The 19,555-nt window shown below is 51.7% G+C and carries 21 protein-coding genes; 15 read left to right on the top strand and 6 right to left on the bottom strand.

Translation table 11 applies throughout. The annotated features are described in order from the left end of the window. Both ACFFJP_RS18535 and hisG read right to left on the bottom strand, forming a co-directional pair. Window positions 1–345: histidinol dehydrogenase (locus ACFFJP_RS18535; RefSeq protein ID WP_377247814.1), on the bottom strand; the 345-nt coding region annotated here is incomplete at its 3' end. A 3-nt stretch (window positions 346–348) separates the two neighbouring features. Beyond that, a complete protein-coding gene (gene hisG / locus ACFFJP_RS18530; protein ID WP_377247811.1) occupies window positions 349–1,257 on the bottom strand; it encodes an ATP phosphoribosyltransferase in 909 nt (302 codons plus the stop codon). 528 nt (window positions 1,258–1,785) lie between these two features. Between hisG and ACFFJP_RS18525 the strand changes: the two genes are divergently transcribed. The 7 genes from ACFFJP_RS18525 to ACFFJP_RS18495 all read left to right on the top strand — a co-directional run bounded on the left by ACFFJP_RS18525 (window position 1,786) and on the right by ACFFJP_RS18495 (window position 7,362). Further along, window positions 1,786–2,121, top strand: a complete 336-nt coding sequence (locus tag ACFFJP_RS18525) for a hypothetical protein (RefSeq protein ID WP_377247808.1) — start codon at window positions 1,786–1,788, stop codon at window positions 2,119–2,121. A 148-nt stretch (window positions 2,122–2,269) separates the two neighbouring features. Further along, window positions 2,270–4,210, top strand: coding sequence for a DNA repair helicase YoaA (gene yoaA / locus ACFFJP_RS18520; protein ID WP_377247805.1), 1,941 nt, complete (start codon window positions 2,270–2,272; stop codon window positions 4,208–4,210). Window positions 4,211–4,228: 18 nt separating this feature from the next. Next, entirely contained in the window at window positions 4,229–4,924 is a 696-nt protein-coding gene (gene tsaB / locus ACFFJP_RS18515; RefSeq protein WP_377247802.1) for a tRNA (adenosine(37)-N6)-threonylcarbamoyltransferase complex dimerization subunit type 1 TsaB, read from the top strand. Between the two features lie 172 nt (window positions 4,925–5,096). Next, a complete protein-coding gene (locus tag ACFFJP_RS18510; protein ID WP_377247799.1) occupies window positions 5,097–5,411 on the top strand; it encodes a hypothetical protein in 315 nt (104 codons plus the stop codon). Between the two features lie 115 nt (window positions 5,412–5,526). After that, a complete protein-coding gene (locus ACFFJP_RS18505; protein ID WP_377247796.1) occupies window positions 5,527–6,294 on the top strand; it encodes an SDR family NAD(P)-dependent oxidoreductase in 768 nt (255 codons plus the stop codon). Further along, window positions 6,291–6,842, top strand: coding sequence for a DUF2878 family protein (locus ACFFJP_RS18500; protein ID WP_377247793.1), 552 nt, complete (start codon window positions 6,291–6,293; stop codon window positions 6,840–6,842). The genes ACFFJP_RS18505 and ACFFJP_RS18500 overlap by 4 nt, the downstream gene beginning before the upstream one ends. Beyond that, on the top strand, window positions 6,832–7,362 hold the full coding sequence (locus ACFFJP_RS18495; RefSeq protein WP_377247790.1) for a chalcone isomerase family protein: 531 nt from the start codon (window positions 6,832–6,834) through the stop codon (window positions 7,360–7,362). The genes ACFFJP_RS18500 and ACFFJP_RS18495 overlap by 11 nt, the downstream gene beginning before the upstream one ends. Before the next feature lie 33 nt (window positions 7,363–7,395). Here ACFFJP_RS18495 and ACFFJP_RS18490 read toward each other — a convergent pair whose 3' ends face one another. Further along, window positions 7,396–8,754, bottom strand: coding sequence for an alkaline phosphatase (locus tag ACFFJP_RS18490; protein WP_377247787.1), 1,359 nt, complete (start codon window positions 8,752–8,754; stop codon window positions 7,396–7,398). Between the two features lie 363 nt (window positions 8,755–9,117). Here ACFFJP_RS18490 and ACFFJP_RS18485 point away from each other — a divergent pair, with 363 nt between their 5' ends. From ACFFJP_RS18485 to ACFFJP_RS18460, 6 genes are all read left to right on the top strand, one after another. Continuing rightward, complete coding sequence (locus tag ACFFJP_RS18485; protein ID WP_377247784.1) at window positions 9,118–9,717, top strand: Slp family lipoprotein; 600 nt, start codon at window positions 9,118–9,120, stop codon at window positions 9,715–9,717. Next, the gene (locus tag ACFFJP_RS18480; protein ID WP_377247781.1) at window positions 9,680–10,540 is read left to right on the top strand and encodes a class I SAM-dependent methyltransferase; all 861 of its coding nucleotides are present in this window, start codon (window positions 9,680–9,682) and stop codon (window positions 10,538–10,540) included. The genes ACFFJP_RS18485 and ACFFJP_RS18480 overlap by 38 nt, the downstream gene beginning before the upstream one ends. A gap of 10 nt (window positions 10,541–10,550) precedes the next feature. Then, window positions 10,551–11,408, top strand: coding sequence for an alpha/beta fold hydrolase (locus ACFFJP_RS18475; protein WP_377247778.1), 858 nt, complete (start codon window positions 10,551–10,553; stop codon window positions 11,406–11,408). A 198-nt stretch (window positions 11,409–11,606) separates the two neighbouring features. Beyond that, window positions 11,607–13,259, top strand: coding sequence for a long-chain-fatty-acid--CoA ligase FadD (fadD, locus tag ACFFJP_RS18470; RefSeq protein ID WP_377247775.1), 1,653 nt, complete (start codon window positions 11,607–11,609; stop codon window positions 13,257–13,259). Window positions 13,260–13,378: 119 nt separating this feature from the next. Next, window positions 13,379–14,524: a ribonuclease D gene (gene rnd, locus ACFFJP_RS18465; protein ID WP_377247772.1), complete on the top strand. Its 1,146-nt coding sequence runs from the start codon at window positions 13,379–13,381 to the stop codon at window positions 14,522–14,524. A 166-nt stretch (window positions 14,525–14,690) separates the two neighbouring features. Then, the gene (locus ACFFJP_RS18460; RefSeq protein WP_377247769.1) at window positions 14,691–16,049 is read left to right on the top strand and encodes a DUF4397 domain-containing protein; all 1,359 of its coding nucleotides are present in this window, start codon (window positions 14,691–14,693) and stop codon (window positions 16,047–16,049) included. 69 nt (window positions 16,050–16,118) lie between these two features. On the opposite strand, the gene minE is transcribed toward ACFFJP_RS18460, so the two are convergent. The 3 genes from minE to minC are packed head-to-tail and all read right to left on the bottom strand — an operon-like array spanning window position 16,119 to window position 17,905. Continuing rightward, window positions 16,119–16,382 (bottom strand): cell division topological specificity factor MinE, encoded by a 264-nt coding sequence (gene minE, locus ACFFJP_RS18455; protein ID WP_031571909.1) that lies wholly within the window; start codon window positions 16,380–16,382, stop codon window positions 16,119–16,121. Window positions 16,383–16,384: 2 nt separating this feature from the next. Continuing rightward, a complete protein-coding gene (gene minD / locus ACFFJP_RS18450; RefSeq protein WP_377247766.1) occupies window positions 16,385–17,194 on the bottom strand; it encodes a septum site-determining protein MinD in 810 nt (269 codons plus the stop codon). A 12-nt stretch (window positions 17,195–17,206) separates the two neighbouring features. Beyond that, the gene (gene minC, locus ACFFJP_RS18445) at window positions 17,207–17,905 is read right to left on the bottom strand and encodes a septum site-determining protein MinC (RefSeq protein ID WP_377247763.1); all 699 of its coding nucleotides are present in this window, start codon (window positions 17,903–17,905) and stop codon (window positions 17,207–17,209) included. Between the two features lie 167 nt (window positions 17,906–18,072). Between minC and ACFFJP_RS18440 the strand changes: the two genes are divergently transcribed. Then, complete coding sequence (locus tag ACFFJP_RS18440; RefSeq protein ID WP_377247760.1) at window positions 18,073–18,354, top strand: YcgL domain-containing protein; 282 nt, start codon at window positions 18,073–18,075, stop codon at window positions 18,352–18,354. A gap of 33 nt (window positions 18,355–18,387) precedes the next feature. Further along, on the top strand, window positions 18,388–19,545 hold the full coding sequence (locus ACFFJP_RS18435) for a lytic murein transglycosylase (RefSeq protein WP_377247757.1): 1,158 nt from the start codon (window positions 18,388–18,390) through the stop codon (window positions 19,543–19,545). The last annotated feature ends 10 nt before the right edge of the window (window positions 19,546–19,555 follow it).

The raw sequence follows: 19,555 nt of genomic DNA, 5'->3' as shown, positions 1-19,555 counted from the left end.
CACACCTGGTGTGGTTTCCACTAAGAGATCCTGTGGCTTTTGCGCGGCGTGGAATTTACGGATATTGCTATACGCCAGCTCTATAGCGCTGCGGCGTTCATCGCTGAGTTTTCCCAGTAATAACTGCTGCTGCACTATGCTGAGTTCCAGCGCATTATTGTCGATGCTGTCGAACTTCTGGCTATAGAACTTCAGCGCTTTGTCGCCGGTGTTACGCACCGCTTTGATGATGCTAGCGACTTGCTCTGGCAGTTCTTCGGCGTTTTTCAGTTTGGGCCGGCTCAATGCCCTGTTTCTGCCGGCATCGTCCAGATCGGCCCAACGGGTGATACGGATCTCGAGCATGATTTACTCCATCATTTTTTCGATCGGTAGTACCAGTATAGAACTAGCGCCCAGTGCTTTGAGCTGTTCCATCGTTTCCCAGAATAAAGTTTCGCTACTGACTACGTGTAAGGCGACCAGATCTTCGTTACCAGCTAATGGCAATAAGGTTGGATTTTCTGCGCCTGGCAGCAGCGCAATCACGTCAGCCAAACGGGCACGCGGCGCGTGCAGCATGATGTATTTACTTTCATTGGCCTGCATCACGCCCTGAATGCGTGGCATTAATTTGGAGATCAGTTTTAGTTGTTTGTCGTCACTCAGGTCACGGCGCTGGATCAACACCGCTTTAGAGCGGTAAATCACTTCGACTTCTTTTAAACCGTTGGCTTCCAGCGTAGCGCCGGTCGATACCAGGTCGCATATCGCGTCAGCTAGACCCGCACGTGGTGCCACTTCGACTGAGCCTTTTAAATTCACAATGCGGCAATTGACACCATTCTGCTTCAGATAGCGATTGAGCAGCCGCGGGTAGGTGGTGGCGATAGTGCGGCCTTGCAGATCTTGAATCGACTGGTAGTTTTCTTCCTGCGGCACTGCAATCGACAGGCGGCAGCCACCGAAATCGAGGCGTGCCAGCACAGTGTAATCGTAGCTTTCATTGTCCAGCTGACGCTGCAGCGACATTTCTTCCAGCACGTTTTCACCGACAATACCGAGGTCGCACACACCGTCCATCACCAGTCCCGGAATATCGTCATCCCGCACCCGCAGTAAATCGATGTCCATATTCTCAACATGCGCAATCAGACGTTGCTCGCGCAGATTGATCTTCAGGCCGCAGCTGGTCAGCAGTGCCTGAGTGTCCTGTGACAGACGACCGGATTTTTGCATGGCGATACGCAGTTTTTTGCTTTCGATTAACGCGGACATCGGTATTTCCTCTGATTTAAAAGTATAAAAACAACAACCCCGGATCTCTCCGGGGCTGTTGTTACACACTAAACACACCGGAGCTATCTGTCATTCATAGCCACCGGCCTCTCAGGCTTGGCTATGAGATCAGATGATGATGGTGCAGTGTTGTAATTAATGACATGTTGATTCGGTTCCGGCTGCAAACGACGTCGTTTGACTGCGCTGTTGATGTATACAACTTAAAGGTTTTTTTCGATAGCTGCAAGCCCGAGCTAATAAGAAAATGCTGTAGTAAGGATGTTGTGGTTTTCACTTAAATTATTGTATTCATAAGTAAAAGTAAACTTCCATCTCGTCGACAACTGAATCTTTTGAAAAATAAACATTACGCTAAACGTTACTGGTAGATTAAAAAATACTCAGGTTGTATAGTTTTGAGGTCGCGCTAAATACTCAGTTTCAGTGATTGAGCTATAGCGCTTTGTGCCGATAGAAGGATCAGTTACTCTGCTCTTTGCAGATAAGAATATCGTCAGGGAGTCCATGATGGATGCTATTTTTCCATATCTGATCCGTCACACGCCGGCGGCTGAGCCGTCACAGCGTTTAATTGAACCGGTCAGTAAATACGCCCGGTTTAGTCCGGATGCGCATGGTCATCATCATGAAATTTGGCAATACCGCATCAGTGAACGGTATCCGCAGTCTCAACAACAATCCCAGCAAAAACAGTCCCAACAAAACCAGCAAGCCGCGCCTGCGCAACCTGCTGAATCGCCGGTCAAACCTGAGCCACACTATTTAGCAACAGGACATGCGGTCACGCCGGAAGCCGACCAACATGCCGATGCCGACGGCCATCTAGATATTTACATCTGAGGAGTCACCGACGCGAAGTGTTTGGACCGCATCGTTGTCCTTTGGCATAATGCCGCCTTTACGCTGAACCTTGGGGTCTGCTTGTCCACTGCATCCGCTCTGCTGTTAATTGCCACCTATTTGACGTTGCCTGCAGCCGGAGTCGCTGATGCAGGCTGAAGTCAAAGCCGCCTTCGGTCCCGGTGGAGCGCTGGAGCGCGCGATCAGCGGGTTCCGCTCCCGGGATGCCCAGCTCGAAATGGCCATTGCGGTCTGCGATAGTATTCGTGATGGTAAAGCGCTGGTGGTCGAAGCCGGCACCGGCACCGGTAAAACCTACGCCTATTTGGTGCCTGCACTCCTGAGCGGCAAAAAAGTCATTTTATCGACCGGCACGAAAAACCTGCAGGAACAGCTGTATTTGCGCGATTTGCCGCGCATTCAGGCCGCGTTGGCGCAGCCGATCGCCACCGCCTTGTTAAAAGGCCGCAGCAACTATCTATGCACTTTTCGTCTGACCCAGCATTATCAGCATGTGCCGGTGCAGGATGACGCCCTGATCCAGGACTTAAGCCTGATCAAAAAATGGTCGGCCGAGACCCAAAGCGGCGATATTGGTGAACTGACTTATATCGCCGAAGATTCCAAAGCGCTGCCTTATGTCACCAGCACCACCGACAATTGCCTCGGCAAAGATTGCCCGGATTTTGACGAGTGTTATTTACTGAAAGCCCGCAAAAAGGCGATGAATGCTGATTTGGTGGTGGTCAACCATCATCTGTTTTTCGCCGATATGGCGCTGAAAGACACCGGCTTTGGCGAATTGCTGCCCAATATGGATGTAGTGATTTTCGATGAAGCACACCAAATTCCTGACATCGCCAGCGATTATTTTGGCGAGACCTTTTCCAGCTCGGTGTTACTGGATCTGTGCCGCGACATTGATATCGCCTGCAAAACTGAACTGCGCGACCATCCGCAGCTGGCCAAAACCGCCGACAAACTGGTCAGTCTGACCAAAGACTGGCGCCTGCTGCTGCCGGACGACCCGCAAAAAGGTAACTGGCGTGATTTGTATCAGAAGCCTGATCAAAAGGTCGCCCTGAGCCGCATCAGCGACGTGATGCAAATGTTATATCAGGTGCTGAAAGGCAGCCTCGGCCGTTCTGATCTGGTCGATAGCTGCTACGAGCGGCTGGCTTTGCTGCGCAACCGGCTGGAAAAATTGCTCGACGTCGACAAAACCGGTATCAGTTTCTGGTTCGACACCAGTAAACGCCATATCAGTCTGCATTACACGCCATTGTCGATTGCGGATAAGTTTCAGGAGCTGGTGTTTGACCAGCCGCGCTGTTGGGTGTTTACCTCGGCGACGCTGTCGGTTGATGGTGGCTTTGACCATTTTACCCGGCAAATGGGATTAGGCGCGGCGCGCACGCTGCAGCTTGATAGCCCCTTTGATTATCCGAATCAGGCCATGTTGCTGGTGCCGCGTTATCTGCCGGAGCCCACTGATGCCAAAATGGCGCAGGCGCTGTTGCAGCTGGCAGTCCCACTGATTGAAGCCAATGAAGGCCGTTGTTTTTTTCTGTTCACCAGTCATCGTATGTTGCAATGGATGGCTCAGCAGTTGCCGGAGTATATCCGGTTACCGGTCTTGGTGCAGGGCAGTACCAGTAAACGCGTGTTGCTGGAACAGTTTGTCCAGCTCAAACACGCCGTGTTATTGGGCACCGGCTCGTTCTGGGAAGGTGTTGATGTGCGCGGCGATACGCTGAGTCTGGTCATTATTGATAAACTGCCGTTTGCCTCACCGGATGAACCTTTGCTGCAGGCGCGTAGCGAAGATGCGCGCTTAGCCGGGCAAGACCCTTTTGCTGTGGTGCAGTTGCCGCAGGCCGTGATCACACTGAAACAAGGGGTGGGCCGGCTTATTCGCGATGTATCCGACCGCGGTGTGCTGGTAATTGCCGATAACCGATTGGTCAGCCGGCCTTATGGTGAAGTCTTTTTAAAATCGCTGCCGCCAATGCGCCGAAGCCGCAGTCCGCAGGCCGCGATTGAATTTTTAACGGCGATCCACGCTGACAGTGGATCTGAGCCGTCATAAGCATAACAGGAGCTTGATGTGAAATTACTGGCGCTGGATACCTCCACCGAAGCCTGTTCAGTGGCGCTGCAATATAACGACCAGCGGCTGACGCTGGATGAGGTCTGTCCGCAGCAACACAGCAAACGTATTCTGCCGATGGTGCAACAGCTGTTAGCCGAATCAGGCCTTGGTCTGAACCAGCTGGATGGCATTGTGTTTGGCCGCGGGCCCGGTAGTTTTACCGGTGTGCGGATTGGGGTTGGCGTGACACAAGGGCTGGCCTTTGGCGCCGATTTGCCGGTGTTTGGCGTGTCGACATTACAGGCCATGGCACAAGCTGCGGTGCGTCTGCACCAGGCTAGTCAGGTGATTGCAGCCATTGATGCACGGATGGCGGAAGTTTATCTGGCGCTGTATCAGCAAGACGCTGACGGCCTGATGCAGGCTGTTTCGGATGAACTGGCACGAAAACCGTCGGACTTGCCAGCGTTGGCGCTGCAGGGCGATATTTGGGCCGTTGGCACGGGTCTGGTCACTTATCCTGATGCTTTTAAGCAGTGGGCTGCAGATCAGCAGCTTCAGATCAGCAGTCAGGTCTTGTTGCCATCGGCGCAGGATATGCTGACGCTGGCTGCTCCGGCCTGGCAGCAGCAGTTATTTGTCGCTGCAGAACTGGCAGAACCGGTTTATGTGCGCGATGAAGTCACCTGGCAAAAACTGCCGGGGCGCTAACCCCGGGCTTGGTTAAATTCAGGTAAAAAAGCGGCAATAAATTGCCGCTTTTTATTTGGCTGTAAGCCTTGCCAGACAAGGTCTGCAGCCATTTTCATCCAAGACTTGGCAACGGTCATTTTCTGGTTATAATGCCTGGTATCTGTCCATTTTTTTCCTACGGATGTTTTGCATGTCAGTGACGCTCAGTCAGGATCTCAATCGTGCCGGTGGCCTGCGTCAGGTCAATGGTGGCGTGGGTCCGCGTGCGCTGAAAGATGCAACACAGAGCCCGTCACAAAGCACGCAAAATGCCACGCCGCAGGGGCAAGGAGTTAAAAGCTCTGCCGAAGTCATGGCGCTGCTTGATACGGAGCAACTTAGCCGCGCCGGCTACGACGAGCCGGACCAACGTCAGCAAAAAGCCATTTCGGCTTACCAGTCTTTTGCCAGTCAGGATAAACGCGAGCAGCTACAGCAAATGTTTGCTGTTGACCTGTACGCCTGAATTTTTTTCCTTATTTATCTCTTTGTTGAACAATTCGCTGGTTTTTCGCACCGGCATCAATCCATCTGCCTCTGACTGCCGTAACTGATCCTAAGCGTTACTAATAGGATTTGTTATGCAGACTCCGTCTGTTTGTGTAGTGACTGGCGCCAGTTCAGGCCTCGGTCGCGCGATAGCCCTGCAATTTGCCCAGAACGGTTGGCAAGTGGTCGCTTTGGCCCGCAGCCAGGCACTGCTGGAACAGTTACGACTAGAACATACCGGTATTGATATTCTACCGGTTGATCTGACCGATGCCGCGCAGCTTGCCGCTGCGACCGCTGAATTGTCCGCTCGTTATGGTCAGCTAGACCAGGTCATTCTCAATGCCGGCACCTGTGAATATGTCGAGGCGGAGAATTTAGACCTTGGCGCATTCGAGCGCACCTTTCGCCTCAACGTGCAGGCCGTTGTGGCTTGTACCAAAGCCTGGTTACCGCTGTTACAGTTAAGCGCCGCGCCAAGACTCGCCATTGTCAGCAGTCTGGCGCATCTGTTTCCATTTGGCCGGGCTGAAGCCTATGGCGCCAGTAAAGCAGCTATTACCTATTTTACCGAGAGCCTGCGCGTTGATTTGGCGGATACTCCAGTGCAGGTTTGCCTGATCGAACCGGGTTTTGTTGATACGCCACTGACGCAAAAAAATGACTTCCCGATGCCATTTTTACTTGGTAGCACCGATGCAGCCAGCCGGATTTACCGGGCCCTGATGCATGGGAAATTGCGCCTGCAGTTTCCGCTACGACTGACCTTGAGCCTGAAGTTACTGAATCTCTGCCCCTATGGCCTCCGGCAAAAATTGGCTGCACGGATGGCCCGGCAAGCAAAACGAGGTCAGCAATGATGAACCAGCTAACGCAGCAATGGCTTAGTTTCAGTGCACCAGGTTGGCGTCAATTGTTGCTGTTTAAAGCAGGCTGGCTGGCGCTTGTGTTGCAACCTGTCTACAGCGCGGCAATGGTGGCGTTATTGTTAGTTTGGTTTATCTGGCAACTGAGGCCGCAACAGCGACAAGCGTTGTTAACGCTCTGGGGCTCAGGGCTTTTGCTGGATACCGTGTTGCATGCGAGTGGTTTGTTTCAGTTTGACTCGGCCTGGTTACCTTATTGGCTGCTGTTGCTATGGGGCTGGTTCAGTTTGTTCTGGCTGATGCTGTTTTCGCGTTGGTTACAGAGCCCGCTGTTAGTGGCGCTGTTTGGCTTGGTTGGCGGCCCTATGGCTTATTGGGGGGGCGCGCAACTCAGCAGCAATATGCTGATCCTGGATGGCGCAGAGTTTTGGCTGGTGATGGCGCCGGCCTGGGCGGCTTTATTATTGTGGTCGCGCCAGACGGAAGCTTGGTGGCATAACTATTACATCAATCAACAGAGGAGCCGCAACCATGTTGGTTAAAACCCGTTTTAAAGAATTGCTACTGAGCAGCTTGTTACTCTGTACAGCACCGGCGATCGCAACTGAAACCGCACTGCAGACTGTCGGGCAGGGCCAGTTTAGCTATTTATTCTGGGATCTGTACGAGGCGCGCTTAGCGACTGCGGACGGCCAATTCAGCAGCTATCAGCAGAACAAGCCAGTGCTGCTGGAGCTGAGTTACCAACGTGATATCAGCAAAGCGGATTTTGTCGAAGCAACGCTGGATCAATGGCAGGCACAGCAAGGCACATTGCAGCAGCGCCATCAGGACTGGGCCAAACAATTGACTTTGTTATGGCGTGATGTGAAAAAAGGTGATCGGTTGGCATGCTTATATCGGGCCGATGGCTTGGTTGAATTCAGCTTTAACGGCCAGTCGCTCGGAGTGGTTGAAGATCCGGCTTTTGGCGCCGAGTTCCTCGATATCTGGCTGGGGGCGAAAACCACGGCGCCAAAACTGCGGCTGGCACTGCTGGGGCAGAATAAAAAAGGCAGCTAAAGCTGCCTTTTACTACAAACATTTAGCGTCTCGTTATTTTTTCTCAATAAAGTTCAGCAGCTTGCTGGCAATCGCTGTGTTGTCCTGAAAGCCGGCAAATAGCTGTGCATCTTTGCCATAGGCCAGCACAGGCACATCAATCGCGGTATGGGCGCCACTGGTCCAGCCGGTATTAGAATACTTGTCGATCAGTTTTTTCGCCTGTTTAGCCAAGGGTTCCAGTAAATCAGCTTCGGCTTCCAGCACGTCGGTCTCTTTGCTCCAATCTTTGGCAGCATAAACTGGCGCCAGCTGATTGATTTGTTGGCTCAGTGCCTGCCATTCGCTGTCGGTTAACTTCAGGCCGGTTTGTGCTAGCCAGACCTGCTTTTGTTCGGCAGCTTTGGCCTTTACCAAAGATTTTGCCAGCACTGGACCCGTCTGTTTCACTGCTTTAATTACGTCGCGGTTCCAGGCATAAATGCCGTTGGCGCCCAGTGACAGTCCACCAGTCTCATGGTCGGCAGTGATCACTAATAATGTATCTGGGTTGGCATCAACAAAAGCTTTTGCCGCTTTGATGGCGTTGCCGAAATCATGCATTTCTGCCATGGCACAGGCGACGTCATTGGCGTGGCCACACCAATCGATCTGGCTGCCTTCAATCATCACAACAAAGCCTTTGTCTGCACTGCTCAGTAACTTGAGCGCTTTTTCGGTCATTTGCACCAGCGGTTGCTGCACCGGATTGTCCAGTGTGCTTGGAAAGCCAACCGGTGCCAATAAAGCTAAAGCCGGGATAGATTTGATTTTATTGAAGTCCTGCCAGCTGTTGGCATATTGGTAACCCGCTTGTTTAAATTGGTTGGCCAGATGGCGATCTTTTCGCTCAAAGTAGCTGGTACCGCCGCCAAACATCAGATCCGCGACAAATTTGCCATCGACTTTGTTATCAAAATAATCGTTGGCAATTTCATCATAGGCTTTACGGGTTTTATTATGGGCCACAAAAGCTGCAGGTGTGGCGTGGTTGATTTGTGCAGTAGCAACAATCCCGGTGGCTTTGCCTTGATGCTTGGCTATTTCCAGCATCGTGGTCAGCTTTTTATGATCATGGTCAACGGCAATAGCGCCGTTATAGCTTTTATGACGCGTCGACAGAGCGGTCGCGCCGGCAGCAGAATCCGTCACTATGGTGTCATCATCCGGATAAGTGGTCGCAACACCGACCCACAGTTCATCAAAAATAGTCGCTTCGACTGCTTTGGTTGTCGGATCATCCATGTAGTAACGGTATGCAGACAAATAAGCCGGTCCCATGCCATCACCGATCATATAAATGATATTTTTGGGTGCAGCCATGGCAGAGACGGGCAGCAGGGCGGCCAATACAGCCAGAGAAAGTTTTTTCATGATGGTTCGCCAGGGGTTGGGGTGGATAACTTAAGCATTTGCGGAAACAGCGCCATTGTAGGGGTTTGCATGTTGATTCGACAACAACTGCGATCAACGAAAGTCTGCATGCTGCAGATGACAAAAACATGACCAGAAGAACTTTACGGCCGCTCTTGCGTGACGCAAGTGTCTGACTTATTGTGCTATAACAAAATTTTCAGCGCTGCTGCAACTTTAGGTGCAGCGTCTGGGTCGAACTTATGCCGGTTTCTGTAAATGGTCCAGTTCGCGGAGTTCGGCAGCGAAGCGCCCGGTGTTGGTTGGGTGGTAGTATCAAAATGCTGTGACATGCTACAGCGGTAAACAAGGATCTGACGTCGTATGAAATCTATCCCGATCCTCTTCAGTTCGTTACTAGTGCTAGCTGGCTGCGCCAGTTATCCAGAGCAAGTCAGAGTGGCCGATGAGGCGGCTCTGGTCAGTTTTCCTGCCACGATGAAAGCCGGTTTGACTCAGGGGCCAGCCCGTTGGAGTGGCGTCATTGCCAAAGTGCAGAACAACAGCCAGAACACCCGGCTGGAAATCGTTTATTTCCCAAGTGGTACGCATGGCCGGCCTTTAGTGGAGAAGGATACCGAAGGTCGTTTTGTCGCTTACGCCAAAGGGTTCCTCGATCCGGTGGTTTACCAGAGTGGCAAACAAGTAACAGTGCTGGGGCAACTAGCCCCATTTGAGGCTGGCAAGGTCGATCAGTATCAATACAACTATCCGGTGATTGAAGCATCAGCGGTATATTTGTGGCCAAAACAGCAGGAAACGACCCGGGTCGATGTTGAGCCCTGGCCGCTGTGGCGCGGACCCTATCCATACTGGGGCTATGGCTCTGGCATTCGGATCAGAACAACAATTCCAACAGGTGAAACACCGACACAAGGCCCGGCTCATGTTCAACATCAAGACCAAGGTTCGCAACAGCGTTAATTCGGCTGTGTTCGTTTTGTGCTGTGTAGTCTCGGTTGCGGAAGCGGCAGTACCGTACGGCTTGCAACAGTGGCTTGATTCGCCGCAGCGCAGTACTGAAAACAAAGCGAGGGACCAGCACCGGCACCCCGGTGAAACCCTCGGCTTTTTTGGGCTGCAGCCGACGCAAAAAGTGCTGGAAGTGTGGCCGGCGCGTGGCTGGTATACCGAAATTCTGGCGCCTTACTTAAAAGATCAGGGCGAGCTGACCATTGCCAATTTCCGACATAATGACGGTTCGCTGGAAGATGAAAGAAAAATTTTCTGGGCCAAATTGTCGGCGCGGCTAGACGCCGACATCCGCAAAAATCCGCAGCATTTTGGTGCGGTGAAGGATCTGGAATTTGATCCGCCGGCGATGATGCAGCTTGGGCCGGTAAACTATTACGACAAGGTTCTGAGCTTTCGCAATTCGCATATCTGGAATGAAGCCGGCTACCTGTTGGATGTATATCGGGCCTTTTTTGATGTGTTAAAACCGGGTGGCACCTTGGGGCTGGTCGAACATAGATCGAGCCGGTTGTCTGAGATCTCTAGCCGAGCAGGCGAGGGTTATCTCGATGAATATTATGTGATTTCGGTCGCCCAACAAGCGGGTTTCGTGCTGGTTGAACGCTCCGAGATCAATGCCAATCCACTGGATACTAAAGATTACCCGAAAGGCGTGTATGCGTTGCCGCCAACCTTGGCTATGGGTGAAAAAAATAAAGCCCGTTACCTCGCTATCGGCGAAAGCGATCGGATGACGCTGCGCTTCATCAAGCCGCTGCCAACAGTGCAATAAGGCGGATTGTTTGTTTCCGCCAGTTTGTTATTCATTACCGTCCGGTCTGCAACTGGCAGGCTGGTATGCCGGAGCTGCACCACTAACGCAGCCGGTGCTATGTCTGCATGGTTGGCTCGATAACGCCAATTCGTTTTTACCGCTCGCGCAAGCCATGCCGGACTTGCCGTTATTGGCGCTGGATCTGGCCGGCCATGGCCATAGCAGTCACCGCAGTCCGGATGCGCATTATTATCTGCTTGATTATGTCTCTGATATTGCCACTTTATGCCGCCAGCAACAGTGGCAACAGCTCACTGTCGTCGGTCACTCGATGGGAGGCATGGTCGCCACAGTACTGGCGGCAAGTTTCCCGGAATTGGTAAGCAAGTTGGTGTTGGTTGATAGTTTGGGGTTAATCACTACAGCGGCAGATGCAACAGCATCGCAGCTGCGTAAAGCCGTTATTTCGCGTGAGCAAAGTCACCAGAAGCAAAAACCTCAGTATCCATCGTTGACCGATGCTGCCGCTGCGCGACAGCAGCAAAGTGACTTTGATCAAGTGACGGCAATGTTGCTGACGGAACGTGGTTGCGAGCCTATTGCGTCAGGATTTAGCTGGCGGGCTGATCTAAAACTACGTGAAGTGTCGGCATTTCGCTTGTCAGAGACCCAGGCACATGCAGTGATCCGTAGCCTCCAATGCCCAGTTCTGGCGCTGATGTCGACGCAAAGCCCAAGCGAAATCAGTGCGGCAATCCAGCAATTTCAGGCGGATTATCCGCAACTTGAGCTGGTTGAGTGCCCTGGAGGCCATCATTTGCATATGACGCATGCCAGCCACTGTGCCAGCGAGATCCGACGTTTTTTGCTGGAAAATCGCGCATAAGCAGATATATTGGCTGCTTAGATTGTCGACAAAGCTGCGATTACCGACCAATTGTATATCAGAAAAAATTGTGGGATGATTGAGGATTAGAGTAAAAACTCAGAATTCACTGATCCAAGTAAATATCATGCTGATTATTTGCATAAGCCGGTGAACATACCTATAAAAACAAATAGAAAAAATGACGAGGAGACGAAGGTGGAGAAAGTCTGGTTAAAGCGTTACCCGCCTGGCGTACCGGCAGAAATCAATGCCGATCACTACAGTTCGTTAGTAGATATCTTTGAACAATCCATTGCAACTTATGCCGACCGTATTGCCTACATCAATATGGGCAAGTCGATCACGTACCGTGAATTGGACCAGCATAGCCAGGCTTTTGCCGCGTATTTGCAAAATCTGGGGCTGAAAAAAGGCGATGCTGTCGCCATTATGATGCCAAACCTGCTGCAATATCCGGTGGCCTTATTAGGCGTGCTACGTGCTGGCTGCACTGTTGTTAACGTCAATCCGTTATATACGCCGCGTGAATTACAGCACCAGCTGAATGATTCTCAGGCAAAAGCCATCCTCATCGTGGAAAACTTCGCCCATACACTGGCCGATGTCCGCGCCAATGTGAAGTTGGACCATATCATCCTGACGAAAATGGGCGACATGCTGGGGCTGTTAAAAGGCTCAATCGTCAATTTTGTCGTCAAGAACATCAAGAAAATGATCCCGGCCTACCAGTTACCCGGCGCCATTTGCTACAAGCAACTGATGAAAGATGCACAAGGGCTTGTCTACCGTAAACCAGAAGTGGTGGGAGAGGATCTGGCCTTTTTACAATACACCGGTGGCACTACTGGTGTGTCGAAAGGTGCCATGCTGACACACCGCAATATGGTGGCCAATCTGGAACAGGTCGCTGGTTGTATTGGGCCTATTCTGAGCCCGGGTAAAGAGTTTATCGTGACCGCTTTACCGCTGTATCACATCTTTGCACTGACAGCGAACTGCCTGACTTTTATGAAGTATGGTGGCACCAACCTGCTTATTACCAACCCGCGGGATATGCCCAATTTTGTTAAAGAGTTGGCAAAATACCCGTTTACTGCGATCACGGGCGTCAATACGCTGTTTAACGGTTTACTGAATTGTCCTGGTTTTGCTGAACTGGATTTCAGTCGGCTGAAACTGTCGCTAGGCGGCGGTATGGCGGTGCAAAAACCGGTTGCGGAACGTTGGCAAAAAGTTACTAAAACCCGTTTAGTTGAAGGTTATGGTCTGACCGAATGTGCGCCGCTCGTCACTGTTAGCCCTTTTGATTTAGATGGTTTTAACGGCAGTATCGGTTTACCGGCGCCTTCTACACATATCAAACTAATCGACGATAATGGTGTTGAAGTAGCCGCGGGCGAATCGGGTGAAATGCTGGTACAGGGACCGCAAGTGATGCGCGGATACCTGAACCGGCCAGATGAAACCGACAAAGTATTAAAAGATGGCTGGTTATATACTGGTGACATCGCGCGGATGGACGAGCAGGGCTTTTTCTACATTGTCGATCGGAAAAAAGACATGATCCTGGTGTCAGGCTTCAACGTCTATCCGAACGAAATTGAAGAAGTGGTCGCGATGAATGACAAAGTGCTGGAAGTTGCTGCAGTCGGTGTGCCGAATGAAGCAACTGGTGAAGCTGTGAAGATTTTTGTCGTGAAAAAAGACCAAAGTTTGACCGATCAGGAACTGATCGCCCACTGCAAAGAACGTTTAACAGGTTATAAAGTACCGAAGCTGGTAGAATTCCGCACAGAGTTACCCAAAACCAATGTGGGTAAAATTTTACGTCGGGAATTAAAAGGCTAAGGCCTTAGCAAAAAAACCGCCGGAAGGCGGTTTTTTTATGCGGCCACATTTGTCCAGATGCGGCCGTGACTGTCTCGACGAATGCTGAATCAGCTTCGGCTGTCTAAAAGGATTAACTGATGAACTACCAGATGCTGACTGACGATGCTGCATTGGCGGCGTATTGTATCAAAGCAGCGCAAGCGCCTTATTTGGCGCTTGATACTGAGTTTATCCGCACTAATACCTTGTTACCCAAGCTCGGCTTAGTGCAGCTGAACGATGGCGACAGTGTGGTGCTGGTTGATCCGCTGTGCATTAAAGACTGGCAACCGCTGGCTGAGTTACTGGCCAATCCGGCGGTACTGAAACTGGTGCATTCCTGCACTGAAGATCTAGAAGCCTTGGCTTCAGTCGGTATTGAGCAGATCACACCATTGCTGGATACGCAGCTGGCAGCAGAAGTCATTGGCTGGGGCGGTAGTATGGGGTATGCCCGGCTGGTGGAACAGATGTTGGGTGTCATCGTCGATAAAACCGAATCCCGCACCGATTGGCTGGCGCGACCGCTGGCTGAGACCCAGCTACAGTATGCCGCCAACGACGTCGTCTACCTGTTGCAGCTGACGTCGGCCTTGCTCGCAGCGTTACCCAGTGACCACGCCCGAGACATTTTATTGGCTGAAGGCCGCTCACTGATTGAACGGCGTCAGCGCCAAATGCCGGCAGCATTGAAATATCTTGAACTGAAAAATAGCTGGCAGTTCGCTCCGCGCGAATTGGCGATCCTACGGACATTTTGTGCCTGGCGCAGTCAGTACGCTGAAGAAAAAGATCTGGCGTTGTCGCTGGTGATCAAAGATGCACTGCTGTACGAGCTGGCGCGGCGCAAACCGCAGACGATGGAAGCATTAAGCCAGGTTGAGGGCATGCAGGGCAGAGAACTGCGCCGGCATGGCCAGCTCTGGCTGCAGTTTATCCGTGAGGCCAAAGCATTGGCGCCGGTTGAACTGCCACAGACGTTTTATTACCTAGACAGCTTCCCCGGCTATAAGCAGGTACAGCAACAACTCAGTGACGCAATTAAAGCGGCCGCCACAGCTGCCGGCATTCCGGCTGAAATTCTGTCGGTCAAACGCCAGCTTAATGAATATCTGAACTGGTGCTGGCGGGTGACCGATGAAGAGCGGCAGCAACTGCCGTTGCCGGAGTTTTTAGGCGGCTGGCGTCGTGACATCCTGTTGCCATATTTGCCGGTGCCACCACAGGTACAAGCGCTGATTTAGGCAAAATCTGATCTGGTCAAAAAGGCGCCGCGTATACGCGGCGTTTTTTTATCCGGATCAATGTAATTTATTGGATAAATCCTTCATTTTATTGCATTCATTTTATTGATCTCTGAGGGGATGACCTGGCGTAGACAGTCTGGTTTCATCAACAGAGGATAATAAAATGCAATGGAAAAACTCTTTCACCATGCTTGCCCTGGGTGCTGTTTTGACTTTGAGTGGCTGTGGTAGCAGCGACAGCGATGAGGCGACTCCGGTCGTGACGCCAACCGTTAGCCTGAAACTGGTACATGCGGCGTCTGACGCGCCTAACGTCAATGCCACTTCAGGCGATGCGTTTAATGCCAGCAATCTTGCGTTTGGTAAGGCCAGCGCAGCCAGCAAAGTACCGGCAACCGGTTTGGGGCTGGCTGTCAGTGCGATATTGCCAGATAACAGCACCAGCGCCGTGTTAACACCATCTCTAACCTTTATGGCTGGCCAGACGTATACAGCCTATGCGCTCGGCAAAGTCGCGGATGGCAGTTTAAGCGCGTTATTGGTCAATGCGCCGGACAATGCACCAACCGCAGGCAATGCTCTGCTGCAGGTTGTGCATGCTGCGGCAGGCGCGCCAACGGTAGATGTGCATTTGACCGCACCGACAGCGACACTGAGCAGCAGCACAGTGACGGCGACCTTGCCATTTAAACAGTTCACCGGCGCAGTTTCAGTGCCAGCAGGGGATTACCGCATTCGCATCACGCCAGCCGGTGCTGCCAGCACAGTAGTATTTGATTCAGGTACTGTTGCTATTCCAGCCGGCGCTAATCTGCAGGTTGCTGCTATCAACAACCGTTTTGCCGGCCCATCGCCGGTATCTTTACTGACGGTAGATCCAAACGGTGCTACTGGCGATATCAAAGACATCAACAGCACCACAGCCGTACGGGTGGTGCATGCTGTGGCGGATGCGCCGGCAGTGGACGTGTTGCTGAATAACAGCAAGGCGATTAGCAATCTGAAGTATCCGGAGTTTACCGGTTACGCCCAGCTGAAACCGGGCAAATACAACGTCAAGGTAGCTGCGAATGCCGACAATTCAGTCGTGGTGATTAATGCAGATCTGGATTTGGCAGCCGGTAACTTCGCAACAGTACTGGCGACAGGCTCGTTAGCAGCAAACAGCATTAAACCATGGGTTCTGGCCGATACGCCACGTCGGGTGGCGACTGCAGCGCAAGTCAGGATTGCACATGCCTCTACAGTGGCCGGTAAAGTGGACATTTATGTGACTGCCAGCCGTGATATCAGCAGCAGTACTCCGGCTTTTAGAGATGTGCCTTTTATGGCAGAGACTGGTTATGTCAGTTTAAAACCGGGTAGCTATGTGGTAACGGTCACACCGACCGGCAGTAAAACCGCCGCGATAGGCCCGGTCCAACTGGAATTAGCAGGCAATAAAATCTACACCGCGGTGGCACGGGATGGCATTGCTGGTGCAGCGCCAGGCCTGATCCTGTTGGATGACTTCAACCCATGATTGTTAAACGCTGACATCTTAAAAAACAAAGGGCAGCCAAAGCTGCCCTTTTTCTTGAATCGTATTCACTTAACCGCGTTTATCTTCCGGGAAGGTCACGTTCAGCTCCAGCACCGACAGTTCGTCCGAGCTTTTCTCCAGCGTTACTGATACCTGGTCATCGGCGATATCGACGTATTTGCGGATCACTTCCAAAATGTCACGCTCCAGCTGCGGCAGATAATCTGGGCTGGTACGGCGGCGACGTTCGTGCGCCACAATGATCTGAAGCCGTTCTTTGGCCGTCGATGCGGTGTTTTTCTTCGAAGAACGGAAATAATCGAGTAATGACATGATTAACCTCCGAAGATCCGTTTCAGCAGACCTTTTTTCTCGACGTTCAGGAACCGGAACGGCACAGTTTCACCGACCAGACGCGCTACCGTATCGAGGTAAGCCTGACCTGCGTCGCTGTCAGCATCCAGAATGACCGGCTGACCAGAGTTTGACGCATTCAGTACTGCCTGTGATTCCGGGATCACGCCCAACAGTTTAATTGCCAGAATGTCGTTCACATCATCGACACTGAGCATTTCACCTTTTTGCACGCGCTCCGGGTTATAGCGGGTCAGCAGCAGATGCTCTTTGATGCCCGGCAGGCCTTGTTCGGCACGGCGGGATTTGCTCGATAACATGCCTAAGATCCGATCTGAATCGCGTACAGAAGAGACTTCCGGATTGGTGACAACAATGGCTTCATCGGCGAAATACAGCGCCATCATAGCACCCGATTCGATACCGGCCGGTGAATCACAAATGATAAAATCGAATTCGTCAGACAGCTCGTTCAGGACGCGCTCAACACCTTCTTTGTGCAGCGCATCTTTGTCACGTGTTTGTGAGGCTGGCAGAATAAACAGGTTATCCAACCGCTTGTCTTTGATCATCGCTTGTTTCAGATTGGCTTCGCCGTTGATCACATTGACGAAGTCATAGACGACGCGGCGTTCACAGCCCATGATCAAATCGAGGTTACGCAAACCGATATCAAAATCGACGATCACAGTTTTGTGACCTTTCAGGGCCAGGCCAGTACCAATTGCCGCGCTGGTTGTGGTTTTGCCGACACCACCTTTACCTGATGTCACCACTATAATTTTTGCCATAGCACAAAGTCCTTAGAATAATTCTGCCAACATTAACTGTCCGTCCTGCAAACCAATACAAACTGGTTTCCCCCAGTAGTCGCCTTGCAGGTTGTCGCTTAACCAATAGTTACCGGCAATCGAGATTAACTCGGGTTGCATATTGTAACAATAAATCTTTTTTGAGGCGTCGCCGCCAGCACCGGCAATGGCTTTACCACGCAGTGCGCCATAAATATGAATATTGCCGTCGGCAATCACTTCAGCGCCGGCACCTACAGTGCCGCGGATAATCAAATCAGCGCCTTTAACATAAATCTGCTGACCGGAGCGGATGTTCTGCTCAATCGTTTTGTTTTCTGTCGTGATCACGGTGGGCGCCGCTGGCGCGGCAGGGGCAGTCTTGACCGGCTCTGCGGTTTTCCCCGCTTTTGGCGGTTGTAAAGCGGCTAACCCTGCTGCATGTGCTGCTTTTTTTAATGCAGCATCGGCACCACAGACGCCGACTAAAACTAACTGTAATTCAGTAAACAGTTGTTTAATCGCGGCGAGATCCGGGATTTGGTCACAGTTTTCAACACTGATCACCACGGGTGCCTGGGTAAAAAAGCCGGGCGCCTGGGCCAGTTTGTTGCTGAGTTCCTGACGCAAAGCGGCAACGGAAAAATCCTGACAATACAGCACAGATAAAGGAAACAAACTGCCTTTGAGTTCGATGATTGGATCAGACATAGCGACCATGTGAAAAAAGGTTAAAAAAAGTGGTCTGCACCAATTTCGTCAAACGCCGGAGCGACGTTTTTCCGGTTTTCCCCGCCGGGCATCGGTTCGCAGATTTAGCGCTTCATGGTATAGTCTGCGCCCTTGTTAGGCAAGTTACCCGGAACAGAATTTCTGCCATGCTGAGCGCAATTTATAAGAGCCCGAAAAAACCTGAGACTTACCTTTATGTCCTGCGCCGTGACGATTTCAGTCAGGTCCCCGCTGCGTTGCTGGAAATGTTTGGTAAGCCGCAGCTGGTGACAGTGCTGGATTTGAACTCGCGCGCCAGTCTGGCTGGTGCAGACCTTGCCAAAGTCCAGCAAATGCTGACGGATACAGGTTATTACCTGCAATTACCGCCACCGCCGGAAGATCTGCTGAAAACTCATAAGCAATGGTTGGACGGGCAGGCCAATTAACCGGCTGCACCGCGTTTTAAAAAGGATATGTTGTTGAACAGAATAATTTTTCTGACTGCTTTGGCGTTGACTGTTGCTGCCTGTAGTCATGCCGGTCAGACCCCGCCGGTCAGTGTTACTGCCACTAAGCCTCAGTCGCCAGTGACCACTCAGGCGACAGCCAAGCCCACAGCAGTTGCCGCAGCGCCGCAGGCTGACAAAAACGCGGCCGGGTTTGCAGTTTATGTCAAAGGACTGCGGCAGGAAGCGGAGGCTGCAGGTTATCCAAAAACGTTGTTAGATCAGGTGTTTCCGACACTGAAATTCCATCACACAGTGGTCAAAGCCGACAAAGGCCAACCGGAATTTGTTGAAACCCTCGACACTTATCTACCGAAACGCGTCAATGCGCAGCGCATCAAAATGGCGCGTGAAGCCTATCAGAAGTATCAGACTGAATTGGCGCCTATCAGCGAGAAATATGGCGTGCCGGCCCGTTTTATCGTGTCGCTGTGGGGACTGGAAAGTGCTTTTGGCCGCATTACCGGCAATTATTCAGTGCCCTCAGCTTTAGCCACTATGGCCTATGAAGGCCGGCGTGAAGAAATGTTTCGTCGCGAATTTTTCTTGGCATTGGATATTCTGCGTGACGGTCATGTCAAATTCGCCAATATGAAAGGCTCATGGGCCGGCGCTATGGGACATACGCAGTTTATGCCCAGTGCCTTTATGAAGTATGCGCAGGACGGTGATGGTGACGGTCACAAAGATATTTGGACCAACCGGCTGGATGCTTTTGCCTCGATCGCCAGTTATCTGAAAACCGAAGGGTGGCAAAATGGCCAGAGTTGGGGCCGCCAGGTGCGTCTGCCGAAAAAGTTCGATTACGCTCGGGTGATCCCAAAAGGCAGTAAAGATCGAGCGCAGTGGTTGCAATGGTGGCGTGAACGCGAACTACCGCTGAGCCAATGGCAAAAACTGGGAGTGCGTTTAGCCGATGGATCACCGCTGCCGGCCTCTGCAATGAAAGCCGCGGTGGTGATGCCAGATGATAAAGACGGTCGGGCCTATCTGGCATATCCGAACTATCAGGTGCTGATGCATTGGAACCGGTCCTATTATTTTGTCAGCAGTGTCGGTTATCTGGCCGATGAAATTGTGGCCAAACCTGCGGCGAAAAAAGCCGCCGCAAAAGTGGCCCCAGCGCCATAACGGAGTCGGT

The sequence above is a fragment of the Rheinheimera tilapiae genome, assembly GCF_042432165.1.
GTDB classification, from domain to species: domain Bacteria; phylum Pseudomonadota; class Gammaproteobacteria; order Enterobacterales; family Alteromonadaceae; genus Pararheinheimera; species Pararheinheimera tilapiae.
Note: the sequence above shows the minus strand (reverse complement) of the source record. Positions and strands in the feature narration are given on the sequence as shown.